Source organism: Patulibacter sp. NPDC049589 (genome assembly GCF_040675535.1).
In the GTDB taxonomy this organism is placed as follows: domain Bacteria; phylum Actinomycetota; class Thermoleophilia; order Solirubrobacterales; family Solirubrobacteraceae; genus Patulibacter.
This window is the reverse complement of the sequence record NZ_JBFAPC010000129.1, coordinates 1-16,303: the sequence shown is the minus strand read 5'-3', so window position 1 is coordinate 16,303 and position 16,303 is coordinate 1. Positions and strand designations below refer to the sequence as shown.

14 protein-coding genes, 1 tRNA gene and 3 pseudogenes are annotated in these 16,303 nt (G+C 75.9%); 8 read left to right on the top strand and 10 right to left on the bottom strand.

Annotated features, from left to right (window positions below):
- Window positions 1–228: pseudogene (locus tag AB0L40_RS20320) on the top strand (translation initiation factor 2); the annotation flags it as partial.
- Window positions 229–232: 4 nt separating this feature from the next.
- Here the strand turns inward: AB0L40_RS20320 and AB0L40_RS20315 are convergent.
- Window positions 233–967, bottom strand: a pseudogene (locus AB0L40_RS20315) (TerC family protein); the annotation flags it as partial.
- 128 nt (window positions 968–1,095) lie between these two features.
- On the opposite strand from AB0L40_RS20315, the gene AB0L40_RS20310 reads away from it, so the two are divergent.
- Window positions 1,096–1,659, top strand: coding sequence for a carboxymuconolactone decarboxylase family protein (locus AB0L40_RS20310; protein ID WP_364358777.1), 564 nt, complete (start codon window positions 1,096–1,098; stop codon window positions 1,657–1,659).
- A 57-nt stretch (window positions 1,660–1,716) separates the two neighbouring features.
- Entirely contained in the window at window positions 1,717–2,616 is a 900-nt protein-coding gene (locus AB0L40_RS20305; protein WP_364358774.1) for a 5'-3' exonuclease H3TH domain-containing protein, read from the top strand.
- An 83-nt stretch (window positions 2,617–2,699) separates the two neighbouring features.
- On the opposite strand, the gene AB0L40_RS20300 is transcribed toward AB0L40_RS20305, so the two are convergent.
- Entirely contained in the window at window positions 2,700–3,332 is a 633-nt protein-coding gene (locus AB0L40_RS20300; RefSeq protein WP_364358771.1) for a TetR/AcrR family transcriptional regulator, read from the bottom strand.
- 92 nt (window positions 3,333–3,424) lie between these two features.
- Here AB0L40_RS20300 and AB0L40_RS20295 point away from each other — a divergent pair, with 92 nt between their 5' ends.
- Entirely contained in the window at window positions 3,425–5,182 is a 1,758-nt protein-coding gene (locus tag AB0L40_RS20295; protein WP_364358768.1) for an NAD(P)/FAD-dependent oxidoreductase, read from the top strand.
- A complete protein-coding gene (locus AB0L40_RS20290; RefSeq protein ID WP_364358765.1) occupies window positions 5,179–6,078 on the top strand; it encodes an oxygenase MpaB family protein in 900 nt (299 codons plus the stop codon). Before AB0L40_RS20295 ends, AB0L40_RS20290 begins: the two co-directional genes overlap by 4 nt.
- A gap of 59 nt (window positions 6,079–6,137) precedes the next feature.
- Here the strand turns inward: AB0L40_RS20290 and AB0L40_RS20285 are convergent, their stop codons facing one another.
- The 3 genes from AB0L40_RS20285 to AB0L40_RS20275 form a co-directional block, all read right to left on the bottom strand.
- Window positions 6,138–6,443, bottom strand: coding sequence for a hypothetical protein (locus AB0L40_RS20285; protein WP_364358762.1), 306 nt, complete (start codon window positions 6,441–6,443; stop codon window positions 6,138–6,140).
- 121 nt (window positions 6,444–6,564) lie between these two features.
- A complete protein-coding gene (locus AB0L40_RS20280; protein ID WP_364358759.1) occupies window positions 6,565–7,248 on the bottom strand; it encodes an acetoacetate decarboxylase family protein in 684 nt (227 codons plus the stop codon).
- A gap of 43 nt (window positions 7,249–7,291) precedes the next feature.
- Window positions 7,292–8,341, bottom strand: coding sequence for an Lrp/AsnC family transcriptional regulator (locus AB0L40_RS20275; RefSeq protein ID WP_364358756.1), 1,050 nt, complete (start codon window positions 8,339–8,341; stop codon window positions 7,292–7,294).
- Window positions 8,342–8,420: 79 nt separating this feature from the next.
- On the opposite strand from AB0L40_RS20275, the gene AB0L40_RS20270 reads away from it, so the two are divergent.
- Complete coding sequence (locus tag AB0L40_RS20270) at window positions 8,421–9,992, top strand: MFS transporter (RefSeq protein WP_364358753.1); 1,572 nt, start codon at window positions 8,421–8,423, stop codon at window positions 9,990–9,992.
- Window positions 9,993–10,296: 304 nt separating this feature from the next.
- Window positions 10,297–10,617: a hypothetical protein gene (locus AB0L40_RS20265; RefSeq protein WP_364358750.1), complete on the top strand. Its 321-nt coding sequence runs from the start codon at window positions 10,297–10,299 to the stop codon at window positions 10,615–10,617.
- 222 nt (window positions 10,618–10,839) lie between these two features.
- Here AB0L40_RS20265 and AB0L40_RS20260 read toward each other — a convergent pair whose 3' ends face one another.
- The gene (locus tag AB0L40_RS20260; RefSeq protein WP_364358747.1) at window positions 10,840–11,763 is read right to left on the bottom strand and encodes a glycosyltransferase family 1 protein; all 924 of its coding nucleotides are present in this window, start codon (window positions 11,761–11,763) and stop codon (window positions 10,840–10,842) included.
- 55 nt (window positions 11,764–11,818) lie between these two features.
- Complete coding sequence (locus tag AB0L40_RS20255) at window positions 11,819–12,994, bottom strand: glycosyltransferase (protein ID WP_364358744.1); 1,176 nt, start codon at window positions 12,992–12,994, stop codon at window positions 11,819–11,821.
- A gap of 33 nt (window positions 12,995–13,027) precedes the next feature.
- On the opposite strand from AB0L40_RS20255, the pseudogene AB0L40_RS20250 reads away from it, so the two are divergent.
- A pseudogene (locus tag AB0L40_RS20250) lies at window positions 13,028–13,510 on the top strand (glycosyltransferase); the annotation flags it as partial.
- Between the two features lie 421 nt (window positions 13,511–13,931).
- On the opposite strand, the gene AB0L40_RS20245 reads toward AB0L40_RS20250, so the two are convergent.
- From AB0L40_RS20245 to AB0L40_RS20235, 3 genes are all read right to left on the bottom strand, one after another.
- A tRNA-Phe gene (locus AB0L40_RS20245) sits at window positions 13,932–14,004 on the bottom strand.
- A gap of 95 nt (window positions 14,005–14,099) precedes the next feature.
- Window positions 14,100–15,146 (bottom strand): M23 family metallopeptidase, encoded by a 1,047-nt coding sequence (locus AB0L40_RS20240; protein WP_364358741.1) that lies wholly within the window; start codon window positions 15,144–15,146, stop codon window positions 14,100–14,102.
- A gap of 248 nt (window positions 15,147–15,394) precedes the next feature.
- Window positions 15,395–16,228, bottom strand: coding sequence for a response regulator (locus AB0L40_RS20235; RefSeq protein ID WP_364358780.1), 834 nt, complete (start codon window positions 16,226–16,228; stop codon window positions 15,395–15,397).
- Between the last annotated feature and the right edge of the window lie 75 nt (window positions 16,229–16,303).

Sequence of the window (16,303 nt, the reverse complement as noted above, 5' to 3'; positions counted from 1 at the left end):
GGTCTGGCGGCCGACGCGCTCCGCGCCGAGCAGGCCATTCGCGCCGAGCAGGACAGCCGTTACGCCGAGCCGGACCTGGCGTCGCGCGCGGCGAGTCTGGCGGCCCGGGTGGCGAGCCTGGTCTCCGGCGCTCCGGAGGAGGGTGGTCAGACCACCAACCTCTCCAGCTATCTCTCCCCGACCGACTATCTCTCCCCGACCGACGGCGAGCCCGGCCCGCGCCGCTGACCGATCAGGTCCTCGACGGGGCGAAACAGCGCCCGTCGGCGACCCGCTCCGCGTGCACCTGGTGGGCCCGGCGGAGCAGGTCCATCAGCTCGGACTCCTGGCGGATCCGGGCCCGGTACCGCTCCGGCAGCTGCCGCAGGCTCTCCTCCTCGACCAGCAGCCGGTGGAAGATCTCGTCGCAGTACGCCGGGTCCTTCTCGACATCGAGGAACTCGTTCGCGTGCCGGCGCGCGTTGGAGACGTGGGTCCGGGCCCGGCCCTTCGGGCTGAGCAGCGAGACGACCACCGTGATCACCAGCACGCCGATGATGATCGCGAGGGACAGGGCGGTCGGGATCTCGACGACATCCACCGGCTCGCCGTCGTTGATGAACGGAACGTTGTTCTCGTGCAGGGCGTGCAGCACCAGCTTCACGCCGATCAGCGCGAGGATCGCCGCGAGGCCGTAGGAGAGATAGACCAGCCGGTCCAGCAGCCCGTCGATCAGGAAGTACAGCTGCCGGAGCCCGAGCAGGGAGAACGCGGTGGCGGTGAAGACCAGGTAGACGTTCTGGGTGAGCCCGAAGATGGCCGGGATCGAGTCCAGCGCGAACAGGATGTCGGTGCCGCCGATCGCCACCATCACGAGCAGCATCGGGGTCAGCACCCGCTTACCGTCCTGATAGGTGAACAGCTTGTCCCCGTCGTAGGTGTCCGTGGTGTGCAGGAACCGCCGGGCCAGCCGGATCACGAAGTTGTTCGGCGGCTCGTCCTCCTCGTCGTGCTTCTCGCGCCCGGGCGTCGGGGTGCTCACGTCGCTCCTTGCATTTCGGTTCCCGAAAGTCTACCGTCCCGATCGATTTCTGATTCCGAAAGGACAAGACCGCCGTGCCCCGCATCGAGCCGCTCCATCCGCCGTACGACCCCGAGATCGACGGGCGCCTGCGGGCGATGATGCCCCCGCGCGTCCCGCCGATCCGTCTCTTCCGGACGTTCGCGAAGCACCTGCCCGCGGTCGACGCGATGACGCCCTGGGGCGGGTACGAGCTCAGCGATCGCCTGTCGCTGTCCCTCCGCGACCGCGAGATCGTCATCGACCGCACCTGCGCCCGGTGCCGCTGCGAGTACGAGTGGGGGGTGCACGTCGCGTTCTTCGCCGGGCGGGCCGGCCTGTCGGCCCCTCAGGTGGCCTCGCTGACGCACGGCGACGCCGCCGACCCGTGCTGGGTCGACCGCCGGGACGCGGTCCTGATCGAGGCCGTCGACGCGCTCCACGACGAGGCCGCGATCGGCGACGCCCTCTGGGGACGGTTGGCGGAGCTCCTCACCGAGCAGCAGCTCCTCGACCTGCTCCTCCTCTGCGGCTGGTACCACGCGATCAGCTTCGCGGCCAACGGGGCCCGGGTGGCCCTCGAGGAGGGCGCTCCGCGGTTCGCGGACGTGGCCGGCTGAACGGATCGGCGCCGCCGGCCGGGTCTCGGCCGGCGTCCCGTGTCGTAGCCTGGGCGCGTGTCCGGCCCGCTGCTCCTGTTCGACGTCCCGTGGCTGCTCTACCGCGCGCACTTCGCGCTGCCGTCGAGCATCAAGGGGGCCGACGGCCAGCCGATCGGCGCGCTGCTCGGGACGGTCCGGACGATCCTGGCCGAGATCGAGGAGCACGCCCCGGCCGCGGTCTGCTGCGCGTTCGGCGCCGAGGAGGCCACGCACCGCACCGCGCTGCTGCCCGCGTACCACGCGCACCGCGACCCGATGCCCGACGCGCTGCGCCACCGCTGGAGCCAGGCCCCGGGCCTCTGCGCGGCGTTCGGCTGGGCGATCCGCGACGGGGGCGCCCTCGAGGCCGACGACGTCATGGCCACGCTGGCCGCGACCCGTGCGGCGCACGGGGGCGACAGCGTCGTCGTCACCGCGGACCGCGACCTGATGGCCTGCGTCGGCGAGCGCGTCGTCGTGCGTCGGCCCGCCGGCCGCGGGCCGGGGCTCGTGACGGTCGACGTCGCGGGGGTGCAGGAGGCGCTCGGCGTGCGGCCCGACCAGGTGACCGACCTGATCGCGCTGCGGGGCGACCCGTCCGACGGGATCCCGGGCGCCCCGGGGATCGGCGCGAAGACCGCCGCCCGCCTGCTCGCGGCGCACGGCGACCTCGAGGGCGTCCTGCGCGCGGCCGGCGCCGAAGGGCCGGACGGCGAGCCCGCGGAGGAGCCGCGCCACGGCGACGGCCTGACCCCGCGCCTGGCGGCGACGCTCCGCGAGCACGCCGCCGAGGTCCGCCGCGACCGCGCGGTCGCGCTGCTGCAGCACCCCGACGTCGACGCGGTCCCCGACGGGACGACGGACGCGGCCGCCGGCGCCGACGCCGCCGAGGCGCTCGGCATGGGGCGGCTGGCGGAGGACCTGCGGGCCGCCTGACGGTGGGCGGGCCGCTCGGAGCCGCCCCCGCCCGACGACGGGCCCCGGCGCGACGACCACGACCCCGGCCCCGCCGCGCCCGCCTATCCGGTCCCGGCCGGCCCGCCGGGCGTCGTCCCCATGGCGTGCGTCGCCAGCAGCCGGACGGTGTCCTGCACGAAGACGTCGCGCGGGATCGGGGGGCGGTCCAGCACGTAGCGCAGCGGCAGGGTCTGGGCGAGCTCGACGAGCATCCAGGTGACGCGCTCGAGCTCCTCCGGCGACAGGTCGGGGCGGTGGCGCGCGGTCGACGCGAAGACGAAGTCCGTGACCCGGGCGCGCAGGGCGCGGGTGACCTCCTCCTGGCGGTCGCCCGGCACGCGGGCCATCAGCGCGCGCAGCAGCGGGGCGCGGTCCTCCATCGCGTCGAGCGTCGCCGTGACGACGGTGACGATCCCGGTGACGACGTCCTCGCGCGCCGCCACGCGCAGCGCGGGGACGACCCGCTCCTCGAAGTCGGCGACGAAGCGGCGGGTGACGGCGAGCAGCAGGTCGTCGCGGTCCTCGAAGTACTGGTAGAGGCTGCCGGGGCTGACGCCGGCCTCCTCGGCGATCCGGTTCGTCGTCGCCGCGCGGTCGCCCTCGCGCTCGAGAACGCGAGCGGCCGCGTCGACGATGCGCTCGACCGTCTGGCGCGAGCGCTCCTGCTGCGGCTTCCTGCGGCGGTTTCCGGCCATCTCCATGCAGCATGGCAGAACGCGAATTGAAGGCGAGCAGACGCTCGCGTTAGCGTAGCGAGCATGACGAGCTCCGCCACGAAGGCCCCGCGATGAGCGGTCCGTCGCTCCCGACCCTCCCGCGGATCCCCGGCCTCGGCCGGGTGCCGGGCGGCGCGGCGCTCGACGCGCTCCCGCGCCTGCCCGGCGCGGGGCTGCTCCCCGGGCTCGGGCGCCGGGCGGCCGCAGAGGGACGCCCGCGCCCCCGTCGCGTGGCGATCGTCGGCACGGGCTTCAGCGGCATCGGGATGGCGATCGCGCTGCGTCGCGCCGGCCACGAGGAGATCACGCTGTTCGAGCGCGGCGACGACGTCGGAGGCGTCTGGGCCCGCAACACGTACCCGGGAGCCGCCTGCGACGTCCCGTCCTACGTCTACTCGTTCTCGTTCGCGCAGCGCCGCGACTGGTCGCGCCCGTGCTCGCCGCAGGCCGAGGTCCACGCGTACCTGCGCCGGGTCGCGCACGAGCACGGTGTGATGGACGACGTGCGCTTCGGGACGGAGATCGTCGGGGCCCGGTGGGACGAGGCCGCGTGCACGTGGACCCTGACCGCGTCCGACGGCCGGACCTTCGAGGCCGACGTCCTCGTCCCCGCCTGCGGGCAGCTCACCCGGCCGATGGTCCCGGACGTCCCGGGCGCGGACGACTTCGCCGGCCCGATGTTCCACTCCGCCGAGTGGGACCACGACGTCGACCTGCGGGGCCGCCGCGTGGCCGTCATCGGCACCGGCGCCAGCGCGGTGCAGTTCGTGCCGCCGGTCGCGGAGGAGGCGGCCCACGTCGACGTCTACCAGCGCTCGGCGCCGTACATGCTGCCCCGCACCAACGCGCCCTACCCGCGCGTCGTCCGCGAGGCGATCGAGCGCGTCCCCGGAGCCCAGACCGTCCGCCGCGAGGGCGGGCGGCTGATGCTCGAGGGCCTGATCGCGGGCTTCACGGTCGTCCCGCCGGCCCGCGCCGCCCTGGAGGGCTTCTCGAGGGCGTTCATGCGCCTGCAGACCCCCGACGCCGAGCTGCGCGCGAAGACGACCCCGGACTACCCGCTGGGCTGCAAGCGGATGCTGTTCTCCAGCCACTACCTGCCGGCGCTCGGCCGCGACGACGTCGACCTCGTCGTGGAGGACATCGACCACCTGACCGCGGACGGGATCGTCACCGCCGACGGCCGCGAGCGCAAGGCGGACGTGGTCGTGTGGGGGACGGGCTTCCAGACGCGGTTCGTCGCGCCGATGCGGGTCCACGGCCGCGGCGGCCGCGAGCTGACCGAGACCTGGGGCGACGCGCCGCGCGCCCACCACGGCATCACCGTGGCGAGCTTCCCGAACCTGTTCCTGCTCTACGGGCCGAACACGAACCTCGGCGTCGGCTCGATCGTGGAGATGATCGAGGCGCAGACGGGCTACGTGGTCGACGCGCTGCGCCGCCTCGACGCCGAGGACGCCGACGCGATGGACGTCGAGCCGACCGTGATGGCGGTCTCCGACGCGCGCGTCCAGGAACGGCTGCAGGGTTCGATCTGGACGCGCTGCAACAGCTGGTACCGCGTGCAGGGCGGCCGCGTGACGACGAACTGGCCGGGCTTCATGCGCGAGTACGCGGCGCGGGTCCGGCGGGTCAGGCCGTCGGAGTACGCGTTCTGGCGGCGACCGGTGCCGGGCGATGGCGTCCGGGATGCGGCCGGGCCGGGCGACGAGCGCGCGCACGCGGCCCGGCCCGACGAGGCGACGGCCCCCGGCGACCGCGGGCGTGCCCGCGCCGTCCCGGCGTCGGCACGCGACCGCGGCACCACGACCGACAGGAGCACCCGATGAGCGCCACCGTTCCCTCGCCGAAGGCCCGCACCGCCTCGACCGCCGACCGCGGGCTGGCCCGCGAGGAGGTCGCCGAGCTGGGCCTGCCGCTCGGTCCGCAGTCCCTGACGTGGCGCTACTTCGGCGACCTCCGCGGGTTCTTCCTCGCCGAGCGGGCGGGCGTGCTGCAGAACATGCACCCGGTGATCTCGCAGACCCTGGTCGACCACTCGGACTTCTTCGCCAACCCGATGGACCGGATCCGGCGCTCGGCGGGCCCGATCCTCGGCGTGGTCTACGACCGCGAGGAGCGCGGCACCGCCCCGCAGGTCCGTGACGTCCACAAGGGCATCAAGGGCACGGACCTCGAGGGTCGCGGCTACCGCGCGTTGGACCCCGAGGCGTTCTTCTGGGCCCACGCGACGTTCTTCGAGGGACAGGTCGCGACCCAACGCCTGCTCGGCACCCCGCTGACCGAGGACGCGCAGGAGCGGCTCTACCGGGAGTCGATCACCTGGTACGCGCGCTACGGCATGAGCCTGCGGCCCGTCCCCCGCGACTACGGCGCGTTCCGGCGCTACTGGGACGAGATGCTCGACGACGTCCTGGACGCCACGCCGGTCGCGCTCTTCGGCGTCCGCCGGGTGGAGCACCAACCGCCGCCGATCCCCGAGATCCCCCGGCTCGTCTGGGCGGGCCTGCGGCCTGCCGCCGTCCGCTTCGGCCCGTGGCTCGGTCGCGTGACGCTGCCGGCAAAGGCGCGGGACCTGCTCGGTGTCGAGCGCTCCTTCCTGGACGAGGCCGCCCTCGGCGTGCTGCGTACCGCGGTCCGGACGGCGTGGCCCGCGGTCCCGCACGCGCTCCGCCGCCAGCCGCGGGCGCTGGTCGCCGACCGCCGGGAGGGCGTGCGGTACTGACGGGCGGCGGTCGCGAGGCGACTCCGGGACCCGCCCGACGGGTCGTCGCCGGTGACCTGTCAGTCGCGTTCGAGGAGCGCGCGGAGGGCGTCGGTCTGGATCTGGTTGGTCTCGCTGACGCGCCGCAGCTCCGCGGTCTGCAGGTCGCTCGTCTCGCCGAGCGCCCGCAGCTCGGCGGTTTGGACGTCGCTCGTCTCGCGGACCGCGCGCAGCTCCGTGAACAGCTCCTCGTCGCGCGACCGGGCCTCGGCCCACCGGGCGTCGCTCCGGGCCCAGTGCTCGTTGCCCTCCACCCGGAGGATGCGGAGCTCTTCGAGCGTGTCGGCGATCCGCCGGTCGATCTGGCGCAGCTCCGGGTCGGTCATGCAGCGATGGTCCCGCACCGGACGTGACGACTCAAGCCGGGAACGTGCCGGCTTCGGCACCTCCGCCGACCGATGCGCGGGATCGTGCTCCCGGAGGGTCGGCTCCGCGACGGGACGCGCCCTACGACGGCGTGCGCGTCGACGGCCCGAAGCGGATCGTCATCTGCCGCAGGACGCTCGTGACCAGCGGGCGACCGCGGCCGATGAACGCCAGCGGCGAGTCGTCCGGGAACGACCAGTCGGCGGACCCGAGGTGCAGGCGGCCGAGGGACTGGACCTCGGCGAACGCGACGTGGCCGTCGAGCCGCTGGGCCGTCGGCATCGGCAGGCGGCGCCAGCCCGGCAGCCGCACGCCCTGCGCGGCCCGGACCGACGCCAGCTCGCGCCCGTCGGCCGACGCCCGGGCCACGATCGGGTTCTCCCACGTCTGCTCGAACTCCGCGAGGCCCTTGGGGATGCCCCAGAGCTCGCGCCCGCCGGCCTTCGACGCGGGGCTGTCGACCCAGATGTGCGGGATCACGGCGACCGGCTTCCGGCCCCGCGTGGCCGGCGCGGCGACGAGCAGCTCGTCGTAGGAGAGGACGCTGCCGGGCGTGTAGCGGACGAACGCGGTGAAGAGCAGCGCGTGGCGGCCGGCGGTGGCCAGGCGGACGCCCTCGGGGACGTACGGGCCGGCCTCGCGGCGGACGTCGGCGGCGGGGATCCGCCACAGCGTCATCAACATGCTGCCGCCGAGCTGCCACGGCTCCGCGGGGTAGGCGACGCGGGTGGCGACGTCGAGGGCGGGCTCGGCGGCGGTGCTCATGCGGCCATGGTAAACGCTGACTGGCCAGCCAGCCAGGGTCTGGCTACCCGGCCTCCGCCAGCGGGTCGGGCAGCCGGTCGCCGTCCATGATCGAGCCCTGCTGCTTGACGACCCGCATCGACGGGACGACCTCGATGTCCCGGACCCCCTCGATCGCGCCGGCGCTCTGGGTCAGGTACCGGTAGAGGTCGTCGGAGTCGCGGCAGAGGACGGACGCGACGACGTTCGTCGTGCCGGTCGTCGCGGCCACGAACGCCGACTCGGGGTGGGCGGCGATCTCGCGGCCGACGCGCTCCAGGGCGTCCGGCGCGGCGGAGATCCAGAGCATCACCCACGACCGGAAGCCCAGCAGCCGCGGTGCGACCTCGGCGTCGACGAAGATCGCCCCGGCGGCGAACAGCCCCTCGACGCGGCGCGCCACCTGCGACTCCGAGCGCCCCGTAGCGGCCGCGAGCGCCGCCCAGCTCGCGCGGCCGTCCCGGGCCAGCGCGGCCAGCAGCGGGGCGTCCTCGGGGCCGACCGGGGCCTCGACCGCGTCGCCGGTCCGGCCGCTGCGCTCCGCCCGGCTGCGCCGCATCGGCGGGGCGTCGGCCTCGAGGGCGGCGTGCTCGGCCGGGGTGAGGCGGTCGGGCAGCCCCTGCCACTCGGTCTCGCGCCCGTCGGCGAAGACGTGCAGCAGCGTCGCGGTCGTCACGCTCGTCACCTGCGACGCGCGGGGCAGGCCCTGCAGCAGGAGCGCGTCGCGATCCTCGGAGGACGCGGAGCGCAGGGAGCAGGTGATCTCCGACGCACCCGCGGAGACCGTGACCCAGGAGATGTCGGAGCGGGCGGCCATCGCTCGCGCCACGGCGACGGCTGCTCCGGGCTGAATGCGGATCCGGAGGAACATGTTCTCCGGGTAGCGGCGCGGGTCCGGCACCGCGACCACGCGGACGACCCCGGCCTCGCGCAGGCGCCGGTACCGCCGGGCGACCGTCTGCTCCGACGAGCCGAGGACCTCGGCCAAGAGTCGGAACGACGCGCGCCCATGGTGCAGGAGCGCGTGGACGAGCCGGCGGTCGAGCTGGTCGATCGTGATGGTTTCACTCGGCAAGGCGGGGTCCCATGGCGGAAGTCGACGAGTCTCGGGCGTCCGCTCGGCGGAAGCGCGGTACGGGCGCACCATAGCCCTCATGTCCACCACTCCTGACGCTGCGGGCGCGCACGACGCCTCCGCCCCGGCGAACCCTCCGGGCCACTGGGCCCCGCTGGTCGCCGTCTGCCTCGGCACCTTCATGCTGCTCGTCGACGTCACGATCGTCAACGTCGCGCTCCCCGACATGGCGATCGACCTCGACGCCTCGTTCGCCGGCCTGCAGTGGGTCGTCGACATCTACGCGCTCGCGCTCGCGGCGCTGCTCCTGCTCGTGGGATCCATCGCCGACATCGTCGGCCGCAAGCGCACCTACCTCGTCGGCCTCGGCGTCTTCGTCGTCGCGTCGCTCGCGTGCGGTCTGGCGCCGGGCGAGGGCACGCTGATCGCCGCCCGCGCCGTCCAGGGCGTCGGCGCCGCGGCGATGTTCGCCACGACGCTGGTCCTGTTGAACACCGCCTACTCCGGCCGCGACCGCGGCGTCGCGTTCGGCGTCTGGGGCGCGACCTCCGGCGCTGCCGCGGCCGCAGGTCCGATCGTCGGCGGGCTGCTGACGCAGGGCCTCTCCTGGCGCTGGGTCTTCTTCGTGAACCTCCCCATCGGCCTGATCACGATCGTCCTCGCGCGCCGCGCGCTCCGCGAGTCCCGGCTCGACCACCGCCCGCGGATCGACTGGGCCGGCGGCGGGGCGTTCACGCTGGCGGCCGCGGCCGCGACGTTCGCGCTCGTGCGCGTCACCGACGAGGGCTGGACGTCCGTCGCCACGCTCGGGACGTTGGCGCTCGCCGTCGTCGCGCTCGCCGTGTTCGTCGCGATCGAGCTGCGGGTGTCCCAGCCGATGTTCGACCTCTCGCTGCTGCGTCGGCCGTCGTTCGTCGGCATCCTGCTGGCCGCCGTCGTGCTGTCGGCCTCGGCGTTCGGCTCGCTCGTCTGCGTGTCGATCTGGCTGCAGACGGTGCTCGGCCTCGGTGCGATCTCCGCCGGTCTCGTGACGCTCCCGCTCAGCGGCCTGGCGTTCTTCGTCGCCGGCGGGATGGGGCGGCACCTGCACAAGCTGTCGCCCCGCTGGATCATCGCGGCCGGCCTCGCCCTGATCGGCGTCGGCGACCTGCTGATGACCGGCCTGGGCGGCGGCTCCGACTGGCCGGCCGTGCTGCCGGGCATGGCCGCCATCGGCCTCGGCGTCGGCCTGATGAGCCCGATGCTCGTGTCGACCGGCATGGGCGCCGTGCCGCAGGAGCGCGGCGGGATGGCCGCGGGCGCGATCAACACCGGTCGCCAGCTCGGCCTCGCGATCGGCATCGCCGTCCTGGGCAGCATCTTCAGCGCCCGCATCGGTGACCTCCTCGCCGGCACCCCGGGCGACCGCGCCGCCGACGCGGTGACGGGCGGCGGCGCCCAGGGCGTCCTGCGCGCCGCCCCGACCGACGCCCGCGCCACCCTCGACGGCGCGATCCACCACGCGGTCGGCTCGGGCCTCAGCACCGTGATGCTCGTCGCGGGCCTGATCGGCATCGTCGGCGCGGTCGCGGTGGCGGTCCTCCTGCGCGAGCCGCGGACCGAGACGGCCGCGGCGCCGGCGGGCGACGGGGCGGTGGCCGCCGGGTCGTGAGGGCCGGTCGGCGGCGGGGCGTGGCGGCTGGGTCGTAGGGCCGGTCGGCGGCGGGCGTGGCGGCCGGGTCGTAGGGCCGGCCGGCGGCGGTCACCAGATTCGGTACCTGCCAGGAAGGGTTCTTGGTGGGCGTGGCCGGGCTGGTCGGCCGACGGACCCGGCCGGCGGCCGGCACCGGGATCGGCCCCGCTCCGGGAACGCCGAGGTTTCCCGTTCGGCGCACACGGCTACCGTCTACGCACCAGTGCCGCGCCCCGCGACGTCTCGTCGGCCGGGGCGTCCCCAGTCCCCCAGGAGATCCCCCATGCCGAAGTCCGCATCCGTCGTTGCTCCAGCCGTGGCGTTGCTGGCGCTCACCCTGTCGCTGGGCGTCGCGACGCCCCAGGCGTCCGCCAAGACCCGGCACTGCCCGAAGTACGGCCGTGCCTACGACATCACCGCCAAGCGGGTGACCTGCAAGACGGCGCGGAGCGTCTACCGGACGGCGCGTCGCGACGGGGACGCGATCTCGCTCGGGTACCGCTGCGACGTCGCCGCACCGTCCGGCACCCGCCACCTGCGCTACACGTGCCGCAACGGCAAGCGGTCGGTCGCCTTCTCGATCCGCGGCGGCACGTCGTTCTGACCCGCGGGGCGTGATTCCGGTGCCCGGGGCCGCGGCGCCGACGGGTCACCCTCGTCGCCCCGGCCCTCGTCAGCGCGCCGGCTTCGGCCGGCGCCCCGCCCACGGCCGGCGCCCCGCCCACGGTTGGCGCCCCGCCCACGGTTGGCGCCCCGCCCACGGTTGGCGCCCCGCCCACGGTTGGCGCCCCGCCCACGGTTGGCGCCCCGCCCACGGCCGGCGCCTCTAGGCCAGCTCGCGGTAGATGTCCCAGGTCGCGCGGCCGGCGTCGTCCCACGTCCAGGCGGGGGAGGCCGGCGCGGGGCGCCTGAGGGCCTCCGCGGCCCGCACGAGGGCCGGGATGTCGTCGTGCGGGGCGAACGCGGCCCGGTCGCCCAGCACCTCGCGCAGCGCGGCGACGTCGGAGCACGCGACCGGGCAGCCGCAGCGCAGGGCCTCGACCGGCGTCAGGCCGAAGCCCTCGTCGTCGGAGGGCAGCACCAGGGCGTGCGCGGTGGAGTAGATCGCGCAGAGGTCGGCGTCGGAGACCTCGCCGGTCAGCTGCACGTCCGGCAGGTCGTGCGCCCACGGGCCCGCGGGGCCGACGAGCACCAGCGGCAGGGTGCGGGGCGCGGCGGCGAGCTCCGCCAGGCGCTTGCGCGGGTCCGGGTGGCGCATCCCGCCGACCCAGAGGAGGAACGTCTCGGGCAGCTCCAGGCGCGCGCGGACGTCGGAGATCGCCGCCGCGCTCGCGGGGCCGAGGTGCGGCGCGGCCGCCTCGTGGACGACGCGGATCCGCCGCTCGGGGATGTCGAGGTGCGTGACGACGTCGTCGGCCACGGCCTGGGTCGGCACGATCACGAGGTCCGCGTGCTGGACCGCGTGGTAGCGCAGGCGGAAGCGGACGCCCGTCCGCAGGTACTCGCGGCGGCGCTTCAGCGGCACGACGTCGTGGAGGGTGACGACCTGCGGCCGGCCGGCGCGCAGCAGCGCCCCGTCGAGCCAGGGGCTGTGGAAGACCTGCGCGTCGGAGCGCCCGCGGCCGCCCTGGACCTCGGTCACCTCGTCGCCGGGCCCCGCGGTCGCGCGTAGGCCGTCCAGCAGGCAGCGCACGTAGCGGCCGATGCCGCGCACGTCGCTGGCGCCGCGGACGTCGAGGACGACCTTCACGTCCGCTCCCCGGGGTCCCGCGGCGACTCCGGCGATCCGGCCGACGGCCGCGGCATCACGCGTCCCCCTCGCCGGCGGCCGCGTGGCGTGCGGGCGGCGCCGTTCCGCGGCCGGAGGGGGAGATCGTCGCGACGCCCCGCAGCGCGGCCTCGATGCGGTCGGTGACGGCCTCCAGGGACCAGCGGCGGGCGGCGTCGCGGCACTCCTCGCGCAGCAGCGGCCCGTTCTGCAGCGCCCAGATGATCCCGTGGGCGAGCGACAGCGGGTCGTGGGGCGGGACGAGCCGGCCGGTGACGCCGTCGCGGACGACCTCGACGAGCCCGTCGACGGCACCGGCGACGACGGGCACGCCGACGGCGAGGGCCTCGGCGGCGATCGTGCCGAACGGCTCGCGGTCGGACGGCACGACGAGGACGTCGACGTGGCGCAGCAGCCCCGGGCCGCCGGCCTGCCACGGCCAGCGCTCGACGCGGGCGACGTCGGCGCGGCGGTCGACCTGGCGGGCGTAGCGCGGGTCGGCGTCGTAGGTGTCGTCGCCGACGACCACGACGCGGGCGTTGGGGACGGCGACGCGGACGGCCTCGGCGGCCGTGATCAGGTCGAGCGGACCCTTCCGCGGCTCGATCCGGCCGACGAACGCGACGATCGGACGGCCGTCGGGCGTCCACGGCGGCGCGACGTGGGGGGGATCGAGGTCGACCGGACAGCCGGTCACGGCGACCTCGCGCCGGAGCGCCGCGGCGACCGGCGCCGCGCACGCCTGCGAGTCCGCCAGGAGCGCGTCGGCGGCGCCCCAGAAGCGCGGGACGCGGTCGACCATGTCGTGGACGTGCACGACCGTCCGGACGTCCACCGGACCGGTGCCGGCGCCGTCGCCGCGGCCGCGGGCCCGCAGGCCGCGCAGGGCCGCACCGGCTAGCACGCCGTCGCCGAGGGCGGGCAGCAGGCGCGCCGGGACGGTGCCGTTGAGGTACGCCACGTCGTGCTGGGCGGCGAGCGCCCGGAAGGCCCCGTAGGCCAGCAGCGCGGCGGCCCCGCGGCCGCGCCCGAGGCCGCCCACGGCCTGCTGGCGCCAGACGATCCCGTCGTGCGCCCCCGGCGGCCGGCGGCCCGTCGGGCCGGTCATCGTGATCCGCCAGCCGCGGTCGATCAGGAGCGGCGCGGCGCGCAGCAGAGCGAGCTCGGCGCCGCCGGGCTGGTCCACCGCGTGCACCACCAGAAGCGACGGCATCGACCGGAAGGCTAGCCCGCCCGGGAAGGCCCCGTGACGGATCGCGGTCCCGGCGGCCCGCCGACGGTAGGCTCGGCGCTCGTGAAGGTCGTCCTCGACACCAGCTACGCGCAGCGCGGCGCGTCCGGCACCACGACGTACGTCGAGCGGCTGCGCGCCGGGCTCGAGGAGCAGGGCGTCGACGTCGTCGCGGTCGCCGACGAGGGACGACCCGCGCCCGGGGGCGGCGGCTGGCGCAGCGCCCGCAACCTCCTCCGCGACCGCTGGTGGCTCGACGTCGCCCTGCCGCGCCTGGCCGTCCACCACGGGGCCGACGTCGTCCACCACCCGCTGCCGGCGATCTACCGCCCGCGCCGCGCGACCGCCGGGATCGCCCAGGCGATCACCGTGCACGACCTCGCGTTCGAGCTGCTGCCGGAGCACTTCGACCCGCGCTTCGCGCGCTGGGCCTCGAAGACGCACAAGGCCGCGGCCCTGGCGGCCGACGTCGTCATCGCGGTCTCGCGCACGACGGCGCACGACGTCCGGGAGCGCTGGGGCGTGCCCGTCGACCGGATCGTCGTCGCGCCGCACGGGCCGGGGCAGTGGCGGGCGCGGGACATCCGCCACGGCGAGACCGTCCGGGCGCCGTCCGTGCCGCTGGGCCGCCCGTACCTGCTCTACGTCGGCGACGACGAGCCGCGCAAGGACCTGCCGACGCTGCGGGCCGCGCACGCGCTGCTCCGCGAGCGCCTGGGCGACGCCGCGCCCGACCTCGTCCTCGCCGGCCACGTCCGGGCGCCGGAGCGTGACGCGCCGCCGTCGCGGAGGACGCGCGCGTCGCCGAGCGGCGCAGGCATGGGCGGGCGCCGAGCCGCGATCCCGGCGGTCCGCCCGGGGCCGCGATCGGCCCCCGAACGACGAAGGGCCCCGGAACTTCCGGGGCCCTTCGTGCTGATGGCGAGACCCGGACTCGAACCGGGGACACCACGATTTTCAGTCGTGTGCTCTACCAACTGAGCTATCCCGCCAGGACAGGCAGATCAGGGTATCGGAGGTGGGCCGTCAGGCGTCCGCCGCCCCTCCCGGACGGCGGACGCCTCACGGCCCACGCGGGCCCCGCGGTCTAGCCGTCGCAGGGGTTGGGCAGCTTCAGCAGCAGCGGCATCGGGTCCACGGCGTCGGCGCGGTGCGCGCTCCACGGGATCGGCCGCATCTCGAAGTGCAGGTGCGGCTCGTAGTCGCCGCCGGTGTTGCCGGCGTTGGCGACGCGCTGGCCCGCCGCCACGCGCTGCCCGGGCTGGACGACGATCGACCCGGCCTTCAGGTGCAGGTAGCCGTAGGCGACGCCGTCGTCCCCGTCGAACACGATCGTCCAGCCGCCGCCCGCGTCGTCGTAGAAGACGCTGTCGACGGTCGCGGCGGTGACGGCCACGACCGGCGGGAAGCCGCTGTAGGTGCCGATGTCCTGGCCGTTGTGGGCGCGGCCGGCCTCGCGGGCCGAGTGGAAGCGCTGCGCGTCGAGGCTGCGGAAGTTGCAGGCGCCCTGGACGGGGAAGACGTAGCCGGCCACGCCGGTCGGGGTGCTCGCGGCGGCGGGGGCGGCCGTGACCTGCAGCCCGCGGGCCTTGACGGTGCGGCGGCCGGTCTGGTCGCGGACGATCAGCCGCAGGCGGTAGCGCCCGGGCAGCGCGAGCAGCCGCTTGGTGACGGCCGACTGCACGTCGACGCCGGAGCGGACGACGCCGAAGGACTGGCGGAGGACGATCTTGCGCGTGGTGCGGTCCTCGACGCGGACCTGCACCCGGGCGGCGGTCGCGCGACGGGCATCGATGCGCAGGTCGATGGTGGGGGCGGCGTTGCCGGTGGCCCACGAGGAGGCGCTGAGCGCGAAGCGGGTGACGACGGCGCGGACGCGGGCGGGGGCGTCCGGGATCGTCTTCGGGACCCCGGGGGTCCCCGAGGCGGGCGTCGTGGTCGACGCGGGGGCGACGGCGCCGCCGCTGGTGCTCGGCGCTTGCTGCGTCGTCGGCGTCGGTGCCCCGGCCGCTGAGGCTGAGGAGGCACCGACGCCGGCGGCGCACGACAGGGTCACGGCGGCAAGAAGGACCGCTGTCGTCTTCACCGACGTCGTGCAGGGCACGAGGTCGCGTGGTTGGGTGGCCCGCGACATGGCTCGACCAATGTGACGGCCCCGCGCCCCCGGACCCGGGGGCTGGAGGTTCGGTGCAGCTTTCGGGCCCGCCCGGGCGGATCGCGCGCAGGTTCCGTGCAGCTTCGCGGGATCCTGCACGGGCGCACCCGCTCTCGGGGCCGGTCCGCAGGTCCCGGCGGCCGCCCCGCGGGCGCTCGCGGGGTCCGGATCGCGGTCGACCGCGACGGGGCGCCGCGCGGGCGGGAGAAGGCTCGGGCCCCGGGGCCTCAGGCCCCGGCGCCGTGCACGGCGACCGCCGCCACGGCCACCGCGTCGACCTTCGCCGCCCACGCCCCGTCTCCTTCCAGCACCGCGGACTCGACCGCCTCCGCCGCGACCGCGACGGCGGTCGCGCCGACCATCCGCCCGGCGCTGCCCATCCGGTGCGCGACGAGGCGGGTCCCCTCCGGGTCCGCGGCGTCCCGCGCGGCGACCAGCGCCTCCACGTCCGCCTCCAGGACCTCGACGTACGACGCGAGCACCTGGCGCCCGAGCTCCGGGTCGCCGCCGGTCAGCTCGTCCAGCGCCGAGGCGTCGAAGACGGACGGGGAGCGGACCCCGGGACGCGCCGCTCGGCCGTCGCCCGCGCCGGTGTCCGCCGGGCCGCCCGCGTCAGGGCCGCCTCCGGGCGCCGCTCCCGGCCCGACCCGCGAGGCCCCGGCCCCGGGAGCACCGTCGCCCCCGGCCGCCGGCCAGGCCACCTGGGGCATCCAGCGGCGCAGGGTGGCGTCGAGGACCGCCAGCGTCGTCGGCTTCGTCACGAGGTCGTCCATCCCGGCGTCGCGGCAGCGCTCGGCCTCGCCGCGCACGGCGCTGGCGGTCAGGGCGACGATCGGCGTCCGGGGGCGGTCGTGCGCGGCCTCGAGGCCCCGCAGCCGGCCCGCCAGCGCGTAGCCGTCGGTGCCCGGCAGCTGGATGTCGGTGAAGACCAGGCCGTAGTCGTGCTCCGCGAAGCGCCGCTGCGCCTCGTCCGCGTCGGCCGCGGCGTCGACGACGACCCCCACCGCCTCGATCTGCGCGACGAGCACGGCGCGGTTGACGGGGTGGTCCTCGACGAGCAGGACGAGCCCGTGCTCGCAGCAGGACGAAGACGATCGCCCCGATCAGCAGCGGGAACCAGCCGCCGTGCAGGATCT

Bases quoted from the DNA above. Each gene is read 5' to 3' on its own strand.
- AB0L40_RS20270 (WP_364358753.1), top strand. From the start codon at position 8,421: ATGTCCACCACTCCTGACGCTGCGGGCGCGCACGACGCCTCCGCCCCG.
- AB0L40_RS20290 (WP_364358765.1), top strand. From the start codon at position 5,179: ATGAGCGCCACCGTTCCCTCGCCGAAGGCCCGCACCGCCTCGACCGCC.
- AB0L40_RS20280 (WP_364358759.1), bottom strand. From the start codon at position 7,248: ATGAGCACCGCCGCCGAGCCCGCCCTCGACGTCGCCACCCGCGTCGCC.
- AB0L40_RS20265 (WP_364358750.1), top strand. From the start codon at position 10,297: ATGCCGAAGTCCGCATCCGTCGTTGCTCCAGCCGTGGCGTTGCTGGCG.
- AB0L40_RS20285 (WP_364358762.1), bottom strand. From the start codon at position 6,443: ATGACCGACCCGGAGCTGCGCCAGATCGACCGGCGGATCGCCGACACG.
- AB0L40_RS20240 (WP_364358741.1), bottom strand. From the start codon at position 15,146: ATGTCGCGGGCCACCCAACCACGCGACCTCGTGCCCTGCACGACGTCG.
- AB0L40_RS20295 (WP_364358768.1), top strand. From the start codon at position 3,425: ATGAGCGGTCCGTCGCTCCCGACCCTCCCGCGGATCCCCGGCCTCGGC.
- AB0L40_RS20255 (WP_364358744.1), bottom strand. From the start codon at position 12,994: ATGCCGTCGCTTCTGGTGGTGCACGCGGTGGACCAGCCCGGCGGCGCC.
- AB0L40_RS20300 (WP_364358771.1), bottom strand. From the start codon at position 3,332: ATGGCCGGAAACCGCCGCAGGAAGCCGCAGCAGGAGCGCTCGCGCCAG.